At 72.8% G+C, this 13,364-nt stretch carries 13 protein-coding genes; 6 read left to right on the top strand and 7 right to left on the bottom strand.

All coding sequences use genetic code 11. The features are described from left to right. Nucleotides 1-332, bottom strand: a 332-nt coding sequence (locus ACFYO2_RS30490; RefSeq protein ID WP_388355434.1) for a recombinase family protein, incomplete at its 3' end; no start/stop codon positions are given. 79 nt (nucleotides 333-411) lie between these two features. Here ACFYO2_RS30490 and ACFYO2_RS30485 point away from each other — a divergent pair. Both ACFYO2_RS30485 and ACFYO2_RS30480 read left to right on the top strand, forming a co-directional pair. Further along, the gene (locus ACFYO2_RS30485) at nucleotides 412-1,086 is read left to right on the top strand and encodes a maleylpyruvate isomerase family mycothiol-dependent enzyme (RefSeq protein ID WP_388355432.1); all 675 of its coding nucleotides are present in this window, start codon (nucleotides 412-414) and stop codon (nucleotides 1,084-1,086) included. A gap of 129 nt (nucleotides 1,087-1,215) precedes the next feature. Then, nucleotides 1,216-1,935, top strand: a complete 720-nt coding sequence (locus ACFYO2_RS30480) for a copper homeostasis protein CutC (protein WP_388355431.1) — start codon at nucleotides 1,216-1,218, stop codon at nucleotides 1,933-1,935. Here the strand turns inward: ACFYO2_RS30480 and ACFYO2_RS30475 are convergent. Continuing rightward, entirely contained in the window at nucleotides 1,928-4,027 is a 2,100-nt protein-coding gene (locus ACFYO2_RS30475; protein WP_388355429.1) for a HelD family protein, read from the bottom strand. The genes ACFYO2_RS30480 and ACFYO2_RS30475 overlap by 8 nt on opposite strands. Nucleotides 4,028-4,340: 313 nt before the next feature. On the opposite strand from ACFYO2_RS30475, the gene ACFYO2_RS30470 reads away from it, so the two are divergent. Beyond that, nucleotides 4,341-4,526: a hypothetical protein gene (locus ACFYO2_RS30470; protein WP_388355428.1), complete on the top strand. Its 186-nt coding sequence runs from the start codon at nucleotides 4,341-4,343 to the stop codon at nucleotides 4,524-4,526. Between the two features lie 15 nt (nucleotides 4,527-4,541). Here ACFYO2_RS30470 and ACFYO2_RS30465 read toward each other — a convergent pair whose 3' ends face one another. Together ACFYO2_RS30465 and ACFYO2_RS30460 are read right to left on the bottom strand one after the other, a co-directional pair. Then, nucleotides 4,542-6,185 carry a DNA repair helicase XPB gene (locus ACFYO2_RS30465; RefSeq protein WP_388355427.1) on the bottom strand — a complete coding sequence of 548 codons (1,644 nt, stop codon included), beginning with the start codon at nucleotides 6,183-6,185 and terminating at the stop codon, nucleotides 4,542-4,544. A 152-nt stretch (nucleotides 6,186-6,337) separates the two neighbouring features. After that, on the bottom strand, nucleotides 6,338-8,866 hold the full coding sequence (locus ACFYO2_RS30460) for a helicase-associated domain-containing protein (RefSeq protein WP_388355425.1): 2,529 nt from the start codon (nucleotides 8,864-8,866) through the stop codon (nucleotides 6,338-6,340). Between the two features lie 324 nt (nucleotides 8,867-9,190). Between ACFYO2_RS30460 and ACFYO2_RS30455 the strand changes: the two genes are divergently transcribed. Together ACFYO2_RS30455 and ACFYO2_RS30450 are read left to right on the top strand one after the other, a co-directional pair. Then, nucleotides 9,191-10,309, top strand: coding sequence for a hypothetical protein (locus ACFYO2_RS30455; RefSeq protein ID WP_388355424.1), 1,119 nt, complete (start codon nucleotides 9,191-9,193; stop codon nucleotides 10,307-10,309). A gap of 54 nt (nucleotides 10,310-10,363) precedes the next feature. Beyond that, entirely contained in the window at nucleotides 10,364-11,005 is a 642-nt protein-coding gene (locus ACFYO2_RS30450) for an HAD family hydrolase (protein WP_388355422.1), read from the top strand. Here the strand turns inward: ACFYO2_RS30450 and ACFYO2_RS30445 are convergent. Next, nucleotides 10,981-11,232, bottom strand: coding sequence for a hypothetical protein (locus ACFYO2_RS30445; protein WP_388355420.1), 252 nt, complete (start codon nucleotides 11,230-11,232; stop codon nucleotides 10,981-10,983). The genes ACFYO2_RS30450 and ACFYO2_RS30445 overlap by 25 nt on opposite strands. A gap of 163 nt (nucleotides 11,233-11,395) precedes the next feature. Here ACFYO2_RS30445 and ACFYO2_RS30440 point away from each other — a divergent pair, with 163 nt between their 5' ends. Beyond that, the gene (locus ACFYO2_RS30440) at nucleotides 11,396-11,779 is read left to right on the top strand and encodes a cold-shock protein (RefSeq protein WP_307675669.1); all 384 of its coding nucleotides are present in this window, start codon (nucleotides 11,396-11,398) and stop codon (nucleotides 11,777-11,779) included. Nucleotides 11,780-11,786: 7 nt separating this feature from the next. Here the strand turns inward: ACFYO2_RS30440 and ACFYO2_RS30435 are convergent, their stop codons facing one another. Together ACFYO2_RS30435 and ACFYO2_RS30430 are read right to left on the bottom strand one after the other, a co-directional pair. After that, complete coding sequence (locus ACFYO2_RS30435; RefSeq protein ID WP_388355418.1) at nucleotides 11,787-12,641, bottom strand: 1,4-dihydroxy-6-naphthoate synthase; 855 nt, start codon at nucleotides 12,639-12,641, stop codon at nucleotides 11,787-11,789. Beyond that, nucleotides 12,625-13,362, bottom strand: coding sequence for a futalosine hydrolase (locus tag ACFYO2_RS30430; RefSeq protein ID WP_388355416.1), 738 nt, complete (start codon nucleotides 13,360-13,362; stop codon nucleotides 12,625-12,627). Before ACFYO2_RS30430 ends, ACFYO2_RS30435 begins: the two co-directional genes overlap by 17 nt. Between the last annotated feature and the right edge of the window lie 2 nt (nucleotides 13,363-13,364).

The raw sequence follows: 13,364 nt of genomic DNA, 5'->3' as shown, positions 1-13,364 counted from the left end.
GCCTGCGGGTCGGACAGCACCCGGTGCAGCTTGCGCCGACGTCCGTTCAGCCCCGAGCCGACCTCGGTCACAACCTCCGCGACCGGCAGGCCGAGGCCAGTCGCCCCCTGGACCACGCGGGCCACCTGCCGGTCAAGGTCCGGCTTCTGGTCCGCCGACGAGACCCGGCAGTACGCCACGACCCGGCCGGACGTCTCCGCGGCGGGCTCGTCGACCAGCCATGTCCCGGATGGCGTCTGGCGCACCGGGACCGGCATACGGCCCTCTTTCGCCCACGCCCACGCGGTCTGGTAATGCACACCGTTGCGTGCCGCCCACTCGGAAAGCTTCACCCGATCAAGATAACAGATAAGAAACGCTGAGATTCATTGATGAATCACGCAACAGTTGTCAGCCCCTAGCGTGGAGCCCATGACTTCTGCGACTTCTGCCGACGAACGTGACCCCGAACTGCCCGGCCGACTTCTGACCACCGAGCGGGACGCCCTCGTGCCACTGCTGCGGGCCCGGCCGGACGCGGACTTCGCCCTGCCGACGACAGCCTGTCCGGGCTGGACCGTGCGGGACGTGCTCGCGCACTGCTCCGCCGCGCTGATGCGGGTGGTGGAGAGCAGGTACGACAAGGACGTCTTCTCCCCCGAGTCGAACGACCGGGACATCGCCGAGCGGGCCGAATGGCCGAACCGGCGGATCGTGGACGAACTGGAACGGGGGATGACGGAGGCGGGTCCCGTGATCGCCGGGGCGGGCGGAGTGCTGGACGGGATCGCGCTGGGCGAGTGGGTGCACGCCGGTGACGTGCGCGAGGCGCTCGGCGAACCGGAGGCGTACGCGGGCGCGGGACTGCCGGACGCGCTGGCGCTCCTCGCCCGGATCACCCGGGAGCGCGACCACGTCCCGCTCCAGGCCGACCTCGACGACATCGACGAGCCGCTGCGGCTGGGCGGGGTTCCGGGGGAGCGGCCCCCGGCGCGGTACATCGGCGACGCCGCCACCCTCGTACGGCTGTATGGGGGGCGTTCGGCGGCGGGGGTGTCGTACGAGCTCGCGGGGGCGAAGGAGGAGGAGCTGAACATCTTCGGGTGAGCGGGTCCCTGTAGCGGCGTGATCGTACAGGCGTAGGCTGGATTGGACTAGACCTGTGCCAGGGGTCTGCAGCCAGACCTGTAGCCGGGTCTGCAGACGGACCTGAAGCCGCCCGACGAATGGGGTCCCATGAGCAAGCGTGCAGTCCTGGAGGTGATCGCCCTCGACATCGAGGACGCCGTCGCCGCCCAGGCCGGAGGCGCCGACCGGCTCGAGCTGGTCACCGACATCGCGGCCGACGGGCTGACCCCGTCGGCCGGCACGGTCGCCGGGATCCGGGCCGCCGTCGACATCTCGCTGCGCGTGATGCTGCGGCCGACGGACGGGTTCGCGGCGGGAGCCGCCGAGGACGTCGACCGGCTGGTACGGGTCGCCGGGGAACTGCGGGGCGCGGGCGCCGAGGAGTTCGTGCTCGGGTTCCTCGACGCGGACGGCGGCGTGGACCTCGCGGCCGTGGAGCGCCTGGCCGCAGAGCTGGACGGCTGCCGGTGGACCTTCCACCGCGCGATCGACCACTGCGCCGACCGGGACGACCTGCGCAAGCAGCTGGACGGGCTGCCCGGCCTCGACACCTTCCTGACCGCCGGTTCGGCGGCCGGCGTCGACGACGGGCTCCCCACACTGCTCGACGAGGCGGGGCGCAGGCGGGGCGGCGAGCCCGGCTACGAGCAGCGGATCCTGGTCGGCGGCGGACTGCGCCTGGACCACGTGCCCACGCTCCGGGCCGCCGGGATCGACGCCTTTCACATCGGCGGGGCCGCCCGGCCGGACGGCTGGGGCCGACCGGTGTCGGTGGCGGCGGTCTCGGAGTGGCGGCGGGTGCTGGACGCGGAGGCGGGCCTCAGCTGAGCTGAGGCGGCAGCGGCGCCGCGTGCGTCACGATCAGGCCCGAGACCGCTCGGGTCAGGGCCACGTACAGGCGGCGCAGGCCGGTGCGCTCGTCCGGTTCGCCGTCGACCACGGCCCGGGGTTCGTCGAGGACGACGTAGTCGTACTCCAGGCCCTTGGCGAGGGAGGCGGGGACGAGGGTGAGGCGGGTCTCCCGCGTCGTCTCCTCACCGGGTGCCAGGTAGCCGATGCCGGCCGCGGTCAGCGCCTCCGCCAGGGCGGGGACGCGGGCGTCGGCGGCGATCAGGCCGGTCGAGCCCTCGTGACGCAGCAACTCCTCGCAGGACGCGATCACTTGGGTGGTCTCGGAGACCGGGCGGACGTCGAAGAAGCCCGGGTTCTCGCGGACCGAGGCGACCGGGGTCAGGCCCGGGGCGATGTGCGGGAGCAGGCGGGAGGCGTAGGTGATGACGTCCGTCGGCACGCGGAAACCGGCCGTCAGCTCCTCGATCACGCCGTCCGGCTTGCCGAGGTGGGCGAGGGCCTCGTCCCAACTCCGGGTCGCCCAGGGGGTGGTGCCCTGCGCGAGGTCGCCGAGGACGGTGGCCGAGCCGGTGGTGCAGCGGCGGCCGACGGCCCGGTACTGCATGGGGGACAGGTCCTGCGCCTCGTCCAGGACCACGTGGCCCAGGGAGTGCGTGCGCTGGACGAGGTCGGTCACCTCGTCGATCAACACCGCGTCCGCGGGCGCCCACTTGGCGGACTTCACGCTGCGCACGGGCTTCGCCCAGAGGATCGTCTTCTGCTCGTCCTCGGTCAGGACTCCGTCCGCGTGTACGGCGAGGAAGTCCGCGTCCGTCAGCAGGCGCAGCACGAGTTTCGCCGGGTCGACGGGCGGCCAGACCTGCTTGACGGCCGCCTTCACCGCCGCGTTGCGGGCCACCGCGTCCTGCACCCGGTCGTCCGGCGCCTCGCCGGACCGTTCCATCTGTACCAGCACCGCGTGCGCGATGCGCTGCGGGAGGGCCTCGCGGGCGGCGCCGTAGCGGATGCCGCGCTCCAGCAACTCGCGGACGATGTCCTCGAGTTCGTACGCCGGTACCCGCCAGCGGCGCGAGCCGCGCACGACGACGACCGGCTCGGTCGGCATCGTCACGTGCGAGTGGACGGCCCGCCGCAGTACCTCCGCCATCCTCGCGTCGCCCTTGATGACCGCCGCGGTCGCGTCGTCCGTGCCGCGCACCTCCACGTACCCGGACACCAGGTCGTCGACGGTGGCCTGCTTGACCGTCAACTCGCCGAGCGCGGGCAGCACTTGCTCGATGTAGTGCAGGAAGGACCTGTTCGGGCCGATGACGAGGGTGCCGGTGCGGGCGAGCCGCTCGCGGTGGGCGTAGAGGAGATACGCGACGCGGTGCAGGCCGACGGCCGTCTTTCCGGTCCCCGGGCCTCCCTGCACGCACACCGTCCCGCCCAGCCCAGCCCGCACGATCTCGTCCTGCTCGGGCTGGATGGTCGCCACGATGTCCCGCATCGGGCCCACACGCGGGCGCTCGATCTCCTGCTGGAGCAGCTTGCTGGTGGCGGCGGCCCCCGATGCATCAGTGGGGTCGGACAGGTGCTCGTCCTCGTACGCCGTCAGGTCGCCGCCCGTGTAACCGAAGCGGCGGCGCAGCGCGACGTCCATCGGGTTCTTCTTGGAGGCCCGGTAGAAGGGCTGGGACACCGGTGCGCGCCAGTCGATGACCATCGGGTCGCCGTCGTGGTCGTGCACGTGCCGACGCCCGATGTGCAGCGTCTGATAAGCGGCCTCCGGCCGCGGGCGCTCGCCCTCCGCGCCCTCGGCCGTCTCGGCGCCGGGAGCGTGCAGGTAGTCGAGCCGGCCGAAGAACAGCGGGGTGTGGCTGAGGTCGGCCAGCGCCTTGATGCGCTCACCGATCTGGCGCTCCAGGATCTGGGCGTTGACCCAGTTCGCGGTGACGTCGCTGATGTCGAGGGACTCGGCGTCCTCGCGCATGGCACGCAGGGCGGCGCGCGATTCGGCGAGGTGGGAGCGTTCGCGGGCGAGGGGGTCGTCGACGGGCGTGGGCGGGGTCGGGGCCGGGCTGGACAAGGGGGTGCCTCCGGAAGGACCTGCTGGAGAGGTGGCTGAGTCGCTTCGCAGCTTCGGGATGCCGTCCGGTTTCCGTCCGGAGGGCTGCACTCCTGGGGAGGCGGGCAAGAGCGGAGATTGTAGGTGAGCCGCGCGGCCGGGAGCCAATGGATTTCCCGGTCGCCTCCCGTACTGTCCCGTTCCCTCCCCGTCCCCTAGGGGACGGGCCCTCCCCCCTGAGGGTGGCCGCTCGCCCCGAAGTACTACGCGGCGACCACCCGGGTTCGCTCCGCAGACCGATGCCGTCCTTATGCCGGCAAGCCACCATGGAGGTATGAGCGCAGCAACCATCACCACAGTCCCGCGCCCGCCCCGCCCGGCCGGCGCCACCCCCGTCCTCGGCAGCCACCGTCACGTCTTCGGCGATGCCGTGCGTGCCGTGAAGGTGTTCGCGGGCGCCGCCTTCGACGTCGTCATCCTCGGGGAGTACGGCGAAGAGGCGGGCGTCCGCCGTAAGTGACCCTCCTGCGGGTCCTCAGCTGTCCGCGAGCAGCTCGTCCGCGTCCACGATCCGGTAGGCGTACCCCTGTTCCGCCAGGAACCGTTGCCGGTGCGCGGCGAAGTCCTGGTCGATGGTGTCCCGGGCGACCACGGAGTAGAAGTGGGCCTGGTGGCCGTCCGCCTTCGGCCGCAGCACCCGCCCCAGCCGCTGCGCCTCCTCCTGCCGTGACCCGAAGGTCCCCGACACCTGGATGGCGACCGTCGCCTCGGGCAGGTCGATGGAGAAGTTCGCCACCTTCGACACCACGAGCACGCTGATCTCGCCCTGCCGGAACGCCTCGAAGAGCTTCTCGCGCTGCGCGTTGGACGTCTCGCCCTTGATCACGGGCGCGTCGAGGTGTTCTCCCAGCTCGTCGAGCTGGTCGATGTACTGCCCGATGACGAGGATCTGCTGCCCCGCGAACCGGCGCACGATCGCCTCCGTCACCTTCCGCTTGGTCGCGGTCGTGGCGCAGAAGCGGTACTTCTCCTCGGTCTCGGCGGTGGCGTACGCGAGCCGCTCGGAGTCGGTGAGATTGACCCGCACCTCCACACAGTCCGCGGGCGCGATGTACCCCTGCGCCTCGATCTCCTTCCACGGCGCGTCGAACCGCTTCGGGCCGATCAGCGAGAAGACGTCCGACTCGCGCCCGTCCTCACGCACCAGGGTCGCCGTCAGCCCCAGCCGTCGCCGGGCCTGCAGGTCCGCCGTGAACTTGAAGACCGGCGCCGGCAGCAGGTGCACCTCGTCGTAGAGGATCAGCCCCCAGTCCCGGGAGTCGAACAGCTCCAGGTGCTGATAGACGCCCTTCCGCTTGGTCGTCAGCACCTGGTACGTGGCGATCGTGACGGGCCGGATCTCCTTCTTCGTCCCGCTGTACTCGCCGATCTCCTCCTCGGTCAGCGAGGTCCGCTTCACCAGCTCGTGCTTCCACTGGCGGGCGGAGACGGTGTTCGTGACGAGGATGAGGGTGGTCGACTTGGCCTGTGCCATGGCCCCGGCACCGACCAGCGTCTTCCCGGCCCCGCAGGGCAGGACGACCACACCGGATCCGCCGTGCCAGAAGTTCTCCACGGCCTGCTTCTGGTACGGCCTGAGCGCCCATCCCTCCTCGGCCAGCTCGATCGCGTGCGCCTCGCCGTCGACGTACCCCGCGAGATCCTCGGCCGGCCACCCCAGCTTCAGCAGCGTCTGCTTGATCTGCCCGCGCTCGGAGGGATGCACGGCGACGGTGTCGGGGTCGATGCGGTTGCCGACCAGCGGGGCGATCCGCTTCGAGCGCAGGACCTCCTCCAGCACCGGCCGGTCGGTGGAGGTGAGAACCAGTCCGTGCGCCGGGTGCTTGGACAGGGTCAGGCGGCCGTACCGGTCCATCGTCTCGGCGATGTCCACGAGCAGCGCGTGCGGCACCGGGTACCGGCTGAACTCCACCAGCGCGTCGACGACCTGCTCGGCGTCATGTCCGGCGGCCCGCGCGTTCCACAGCCCGAGCGGCGTCACCCGGTAGGTGTGGATGTGCTCCGGCGCCCGCTCCAGCTCGGCGAACGGCGCGATGACCCGACGGCAGTCGTCCGCCCGCTCGTGGTCGACTTCGAGCAGGAGAGTCTTGTCCGACTGGACGATGAGTGGACCATTCACGCGCGGCACCCTTTCCGAAAGGCCAGAGGTCACGGCCAAACGTCCAGTGTGCCTCACCGGCCGCGAAGCGGGCGGGGTGTGCGTCACACCGGCAGGACGCGGACGACGCGGACGGCGGCGAGGACGGCAGCACGGGCCGTGGTGTCCATGGCTCAGCCGGAGTCCTCCGCCAGCTCCGCCACCCCCGTCACCCGGTGCAGCGGATACGTCCGTACCTCGTCCGCCGTGTGGTCGTACGCCGTCACGAAGCCGCCCTCGACGCGTATCGGGGCGATGACGCGCTGGGTGGCGGCGCCCTCGGCGTTGACGTAGCCGATCCACAGGGTCTCGCCGGTGAGGACGGCGGCCTGCATGGTGGCAAGGGTCTCGGCGGGGCTGGTGCGGGGGAGCTCGCCACCGGTGGCGGGGGTGGCGGACGCCGGCTTGCGGGGGGTCGTGGAGGCGAGGTCGCCGGCGCGGATGGCGCGGATCGCGGCCGAGAGCAGGGTCGGGTCCGGGACCGGAGGGCCGTCCGGGACCGGCTCGGGGGGTGTGCGTGGCGGGGTGCGGTGGGCGTGGGCGCGGGCGATCAGGACGTCGCCCTCGGCGGACTCGGCGGCCGGGGCGAAGCCCATCGCGCGCAGGCCGTCGAGCAGTACGGCCGGGTCGGCCTGGGTGGCCAGGACCGTGGGGGCGAGGCGCCGCAGGCGGAGGCCTGCCGCCCGCTTGTCGGCCATGATCTCGTTGAGCAGCGCGTCGTCGTCGCACCGGACATAGGCGGAGGCGGCACCCACGCGCAGGTGGCCGTGCCGGCGTGCCACGTCGTCGATCAGGTACGCCAACGGCTGCGGAACCGGCGTACGGGAGTGCTCGGCCAGGAACGCGTGCAGGTCGGAGGCGGACCGGCCGGAGTCCAGGGCGCGGCGCACGGAGCCGGGCGTGAAGCGGTAGACCGTCGCCCCGCCCTTCGACTCCACGTCCGCGAGCACGCCCAGCGTGTCCGCCAGCGGCCGCTTCAACGGCCCCGGCGCCACCGCCGTCAGGTCGGCCTGGAGCAGGACGTGGTCCAGGGGCTCGGGAAGGAGCGGCGCGAGGATGCGGGCGGCCGCGGTGGAGGCGGTGGCCTGTTCGGCGGGGGAGAGGGGCTCGACGGCCGGCGACGGGTGGTGGCGGACGGGGAGCTTGTCGCCCGGGCCCACCGGTTCGTCGGCTGCCGCCTTCGGCGCGGGCGCGCCCAGCAGCGCCCGTCCCTGCGAGGACAGCGCCCCACGGCCGGTCACCCCCAGCAGCTCCGCCTCCGACAGCGTCCAGCGGGCGAGCCGGGCACGCAGGTCGTCCTCACGCTGCGGGCCCCGCAACGGGCGTTCCCAGCTCAGGCGGGCCAGCACCGACTCGGCGGACGGCGAGGCACCCTCCGGCAGCCCGGCCAGCAGGGTCAGCACCCGGTGTCGTACCTCGGGCGCGGCGGAGCGGTCCAGCCCCGGCCCCAGCGCCGACAACGTACGTTCCTTCGCGTCCCGCCCGCCGACCAGCCCGGCCGTCCGCGTCGCCGTCAGCCACGCCTCCGCGAGCAGTGCCCACCGCTGGGCCGGAGGCTGCTCCAGCCACTCGTCGTGGGCCGGGGTCGCCGCGTACCGCTCGTCGGCCTCGCCGTCGGGGGCCACCAGGCCCGCCACGTAGGCGAGTTCGACCCAGAAGGCGGCGATCGGCTCGGACACGTCCAGGGCGACGGCGGTCCGCTTCAGGTCACGGACACTGAGCCCGCCCGCCCGCAGCACCGCGGGCCCGCCCTCGTGCCAGTCCTTCAGCAGCTCTTCGACCGTCGCCAGCGCGGTGTACGCCTGCCCGGCCGCCGTCGCGTCCACAACCTGTGGACGGTGCGTGGCCGCCGCCTCCACCGCGGGCGGCAGCGGCTCGGTGGCCCGGTGCGCCCGGCCGCCGCGCAGATGCAGGGCCACCTCCCGAGGGAGTACGACCGTCCCCGGCGCCGTCGGCAGCAGCAGCCCCCGGTCGAGGAGCCAGCGCAGATGGGCCGCGGGCTCGGCGGTGACCTGGCCGTACGGCGGCCCCCACTCCAGCCGGGCCAGCACCTCCCCCGACTCCCCCGGCGCACCGGCGAGCAGCGCCCCCATCCGTTTCCGGTTCGTGAAGAGCTTGCTGAGCGAGGTCACGGCCGACACCGCGTCGTGGGTCGAGGGGAGCCCCGCCGCCGTCACGATCTCCTGGATACGCCCCGGCGACATGCCCGCCGTCGCCTCCTGCACCGTCGGGCCCAGCCCTGTCGGCGACGGATGCTGCGGCGAGGGCGCGAGCAGCTCCCGGGCCGTACGGACGAGCCGCAGCCGGTCGTCGCCGCCCCACACCAGGGCCTGCGTGCGCAGCGTGCCGAGCGCCCGCGGCAGCGCGGCCGTGACCACCGGGTCGGCCTCGTCACCCGCCATCAGCCCCAGCAGCTCCTCGTACGACGCCGGGTCCGCCGCCACGGCCAGCGCCTCCGCCGTCTGCAACGCGAACCGGTCGAGCCGCTCCAGGGCACGGACGACGGACGCGCGGGTACCGGCGCGGGTCGCGAGCTGCGTGAGGTCCGTGGGCACGGGGGTGATGAGGTCGGGGCGGGCGCGCAGCAGCGCCGCCAGGGAGGCGTCGTCCCTGGCGCGAAGCGCCTCCGCGAGGGAGCGCGGCGGTGTTGCCGAGTTGCTCATCCGACCCACGGTAGCGGGTGGCCATGACACCGGGGCGCGCGTGTACCTCCGATCTGCCCCACCTGCGGCCAGCCGCACACAGCTGTGAGCAGCCACGCGCAGCCGCGGGCACTCGTGCGCAGCTGCGGGCAGTCGTGCCGCTGGGGCGGCACGGGTGGGCGCAGCGGCACCCCCGTGGCGCCGGGCTGCGCGACACACCCCCACGGCACCCCGCAGCGCCGCGCTGCAACCCCGGCACGACCGCCCGCCACTACGGCAGATACGCCCACCCGCGATACCGTCGTCCGACGAGGTATCCAACGCGCCAACCCCGGAGGGGACTTCGTGGGTATCGAGAGCGACCAGGTCGTCTACGAGTATCTGAGCCGCGTCGGCGACGTGGCCCAGCAGCGGCAGTTGCCGTCGTCCGACCGGATGCGCCTGGTGTCGGAGCTGCGGAACGAGATCGACCGGCGCCGCGCCAAGGTCACCGTCGACAGCCCCGCCGCCGTCCGCCGCATCATCGCCCGCCTGGGCAGCCCCGACGAGGTCGTCCGGGCCGCCGGCGGCACCGGCACCGGCGGCACACCGCAGGCGCCGGCCGCCTCCGTGCCCGTACAGCGGGACCGGGAACCGGAGGAGAACGGCGGCGGTCGGACGAAGGGGCTGCGGCGGGTCGTACCGCGTCCGCGCCCGGCGCAGGCGTCCCCCGACCCCGGCCCGCCCGACGTGCCCTCCCCGCCGCACCTCGCGAGCACTCACGAACTCGGGGACAGCGCGGCGCAGCCGGACTGGTGGCGGGTGGACAGCAGCGCGTTCGGGGTGGGGGACAGCGTTCCCGGATTCGTCGGCGGCGTGGAGATCCCGGAGCTGCTGAAGCCTCCGCCGCCGAAGGCGGATCCGGCGGTGGAGAAGGACACGGCCGAGCAGCAGCCCGCGCCCACGGTCCAGAGGTCGGGAAAGGCGGGCCAGGCGGCGAAGGCGGGGTCACTCGGAAAGCTGGTGCGGCTCGGCAAGCCCGCACCCGCCGCACCCGCGCCCGCCCCGGAGGCCGTCGTCGAGGCCCCCGCCACGCGCCGCCGCTTCCGGCTCCTCGGCAGTGGCAACGGCGGCACCGGTGCCTCGGGCGGCTGGGCCAACCCCTTCCTCCTCCTCGCCGCCGTACTCCTCGTCGCCGGAGCCGTCCTCGGCAACTGGATCGCCCTCGTGCTGGGCTGGGCCATCGCCTACGCCTCCCGGCGCCTGAGCGACGCCGAGACGAAGTGGGCGGTCGTGATCCTGCCCGGCCTGTCCCTGACCGCCGGTGCCGTGTGGCTGTGGGGACGGACCGAGGGCCGCTGGGGCGAGCCCATCGCCGAAGGCCACATGAGCGACGCGATCGCCCAGACCTGGCCGTGGGTGGTGCGGGGGGCGGCCGTCGCGTCGGCGCTGTTCCTGGTGTGGCGGTCGCAGCGGCGGCGGTAGACAGGCACACGTCACAGGAACACGGACGCCTGCCCGTCACGGAGCCTGGGCACAATGGCCCATATGGCCTCCACAACTCCCGCGCCGACCGTCGGTTTCGACCTCGACATGACCCTCATCGACTCCCGGCCCGGCATCCGTGCCTGCTACCTGGCGCTGGCCGAGCGGACGGGGACGTACATCGACGCCGATCTGGCGGTCACGCGGCTCGGGCCGCCGCTCGCCCAGGAGCTGGTCAACTGGTTTCCCGCGGAGCGGATCGCGCCCATGGCCGACCTCTACCGCGCGATGTACCCGACGATCGCCATCGTGCCGACGCCCGCGATGCCCGGCGCCCGGGAGGCGATAGCGGCGGTGCGGGCGGCCGGCAAACGGGCGATCGTCGTCACGGCCAAGCACGAGCCCAACGCCAAGCTGCACCTAAAGCACCTGGGCATCGAACCGGACGAGGTCATCGGCGACCTGTGGGCGGAGCAGAAGGCGGACGCGCTGCGCGAGCACGGCGCGGGCGTGTACGTCGGCGACCACGTCGGGGACGTCCGCGGCGCACGCAAGGCCGGCGCGTTCTCGGTCGCGGTGCCCACCGGCCCGTGCGACGCGGACGAGCTGAGCGCGGCCGGCGCGGACGTGGTCCTGAAGGACCTCACCGAGTTCCCGGACTGGCTGGCGGACTACCGCCCGGCGGCCCGCGCCTGACGGCGCCCGGCCGCGATCGACTGGAGCACTCCGGCACCGGCCAGCAGGAAGCCGACGCCCATGAGCATGCTCAAGCCGAACATGTACGTCGGAAAGGGCGTCGTACCGAGCAGCATCGGGGCCACCGTGACCAAAGTGGCCACGGCACCGATGAAGAAGACGAGCGCACCGGCGCGGATCAGTCGGTCACCGGGCTCGGCGGAATTCGTTTGGGTTTTGTCACGCACCGGACCAGGGTAGTTCCCTGCGGCGAGGAACAACCGGGCGACGTCTTGTCACCGGCGTGAAGACCATTAGCCTGGGAACCGGCGGGTCCCGACGACCCGCCCCAGTGCTATCAAGAGCCGTTCCAGAAGCAGTTTTCCGACGAGTACGAGGACGAGGACAGACGTGCCTACCGGCAAGGTCAAATGGTTCAACAGCGAGAAGGGCTTCGGCTTTCTCTCCCGCGACGACGGCGGTGACGTCTTCGTCCATTCCTCCGTCCTCCCCGCCGGAGTCGAGACACTCAAGCCGGGTCAGCGAGTCGAGTTCGGTGTCGTCGCCGGCCAGCGCGGCGACCAGGCCCTTTCGGTCATCATCCTCGACCCGACGCCCTCGGTCGCGGCCGCGACCCGCAAGAAGCCGGACGAACTGGCCTCCATCGTCCAGGATCTGACGACTCTCCTCGAAAACATCACGCCGATGCTCGAAAGGGGCCGTTACCCCGACAAGGCCGCCGGCAAGAAGATCGCCGGCCTGCTGCGCGCGGTGGCCGACCAACTCGACGTATAACCGCCCCTCAGGGGAAATCCAGCGCGTTCGGGCCGAGGGGCGGCACCAGCCCCTCGGCCGCCGCACGTGTGAGCAGGCCCCGAACCGCCGCATAGCCGTCCTCGCCGAGGTCGGCGGTGAATTCATTGACGTACAGACCGATGTGCTGGTCGGCGACGGCCGGATCCATTTCCTGGGCGTGCTCCATGACGTACGGGCGGGACACCTCGGGATCGGCCCAGGCCGCGCGGACGGACGTGCGAATCGAGTCGGCGAGCCGCGTCAAAGTCTGCGCGCCCAGTGATCGCTTGGCGATGATCGCGCCCAGCGGGATGGGCAGCCCGGTGCTGTTCTCCCAGTGCTCGCCCATGTCCGCGAGCTTGTGCAGCCCGTAGTTCTGGTAGGTGAAGCGTGCCTCGTGGATGACGAGTCCCGCGTCGACCTTCCCGTCCCGCACGGCGGGCATGATCTCGTGGAACGGCATGACCACGATCTCGCCGACGCCCCCCGGGAGCGTGTCCGCCGCCCACAGCCGGAACAGCAGGTACGCCGTCGACCTCTCGCTGGGCACGGCGACCGTACGGCCCGTCAGATCGGCCCTGGCCTCCCGCGTCAGCACCAGCGGCCCGCAGCCCCGCCCGAGTGCGCCGCCGCAGGGCAGCAGCGCGTACTCGTCGAGGACGTACGGCAGCACGGCGTACGACACCTTCAACACGTCGAACTCGCCGCGCTCGGCCATGCCGTTGGTGATGTCGATGTCCGCGAACGTCACGTCCGGCGCCGGGGCGCCGGGGACGCGGCCGTGGGCGAGGGCGTCGAAGACGAAGGTGTCGTTCGGGCAGGGGGAGTACGCGATCTGCAGCGGCTCAGTGAGTGCGGTCATGTGGGTTCCAACTCTCCAGTGCGGGCGCGAGCTTCCCGAAGCCGTCCGTCAGTGCCGTCAACGCGTCGCCGATGCGCCAGGCGGCGCGGTCGCGCGGGCCGACCGGGTTGGAGACCGCGCGCAACTCCAGTACCGGTACCCCGTGCGCGGCGGCGGCCTCGGCGACACCGAAGCCCTCCATGGCCTCGGCGAGCGCGCGGGGGTGGCGGGCGAGGAGTTCGGCGGCCCGGGCGGCGGTCCCGGTCACGGTCGACACGGTCAGCACGGCGCCGGCGCGCGCTCCGGTCGCCGACACGGCAGCTCGTACCAGTGGTTTCGGCGGACGGTGGGTGACGGTCCCGAAGCCCAGCTCGGTCACCGGCAGGAACCCGTCGGCCGTCTCGGCCCCCAGATCGGCCACCGTGATCTCGTCGGCGACGACGAGCGACCCGAGAGGCGCCTCCGGCTGGAAACCGCCGGCGATCCCGGCCGAGACGACGAGGTCGTAGGGGGCGCCTCCGAGCGCGGCCGCGGTGAGCGCGGCGGCGGTGGAGGCGGCGGCGAGGGCGGGGCCGACACCGGCGGCGAGCAGGTCGTACCCGCCGGAGGTGCTGTGGAGGGCGGTGCCGGCGAACCGGTGGAGGGTCACGCTCGGGAGCGGCACCTCACGCACGGGCCCCGTGAACGCGCGTGCCACCGCGTCCCGTTCGACCGGGACCGCGGTGGCTACGAGGATGCGCATGA

This window comes from Streptomyces sp. NPDC006602 (genome assembly GCF_042870385.1).
GTDB lineage: Bacteria > Actinomycetota > Actinomycetes > Streptomycetales > Streptomycetaceae > Streptomyces.
Note: the sequence above shows the minus strand (reverse complement) of the source record. Positions and strands in the feature narration are given on the sequence as shown.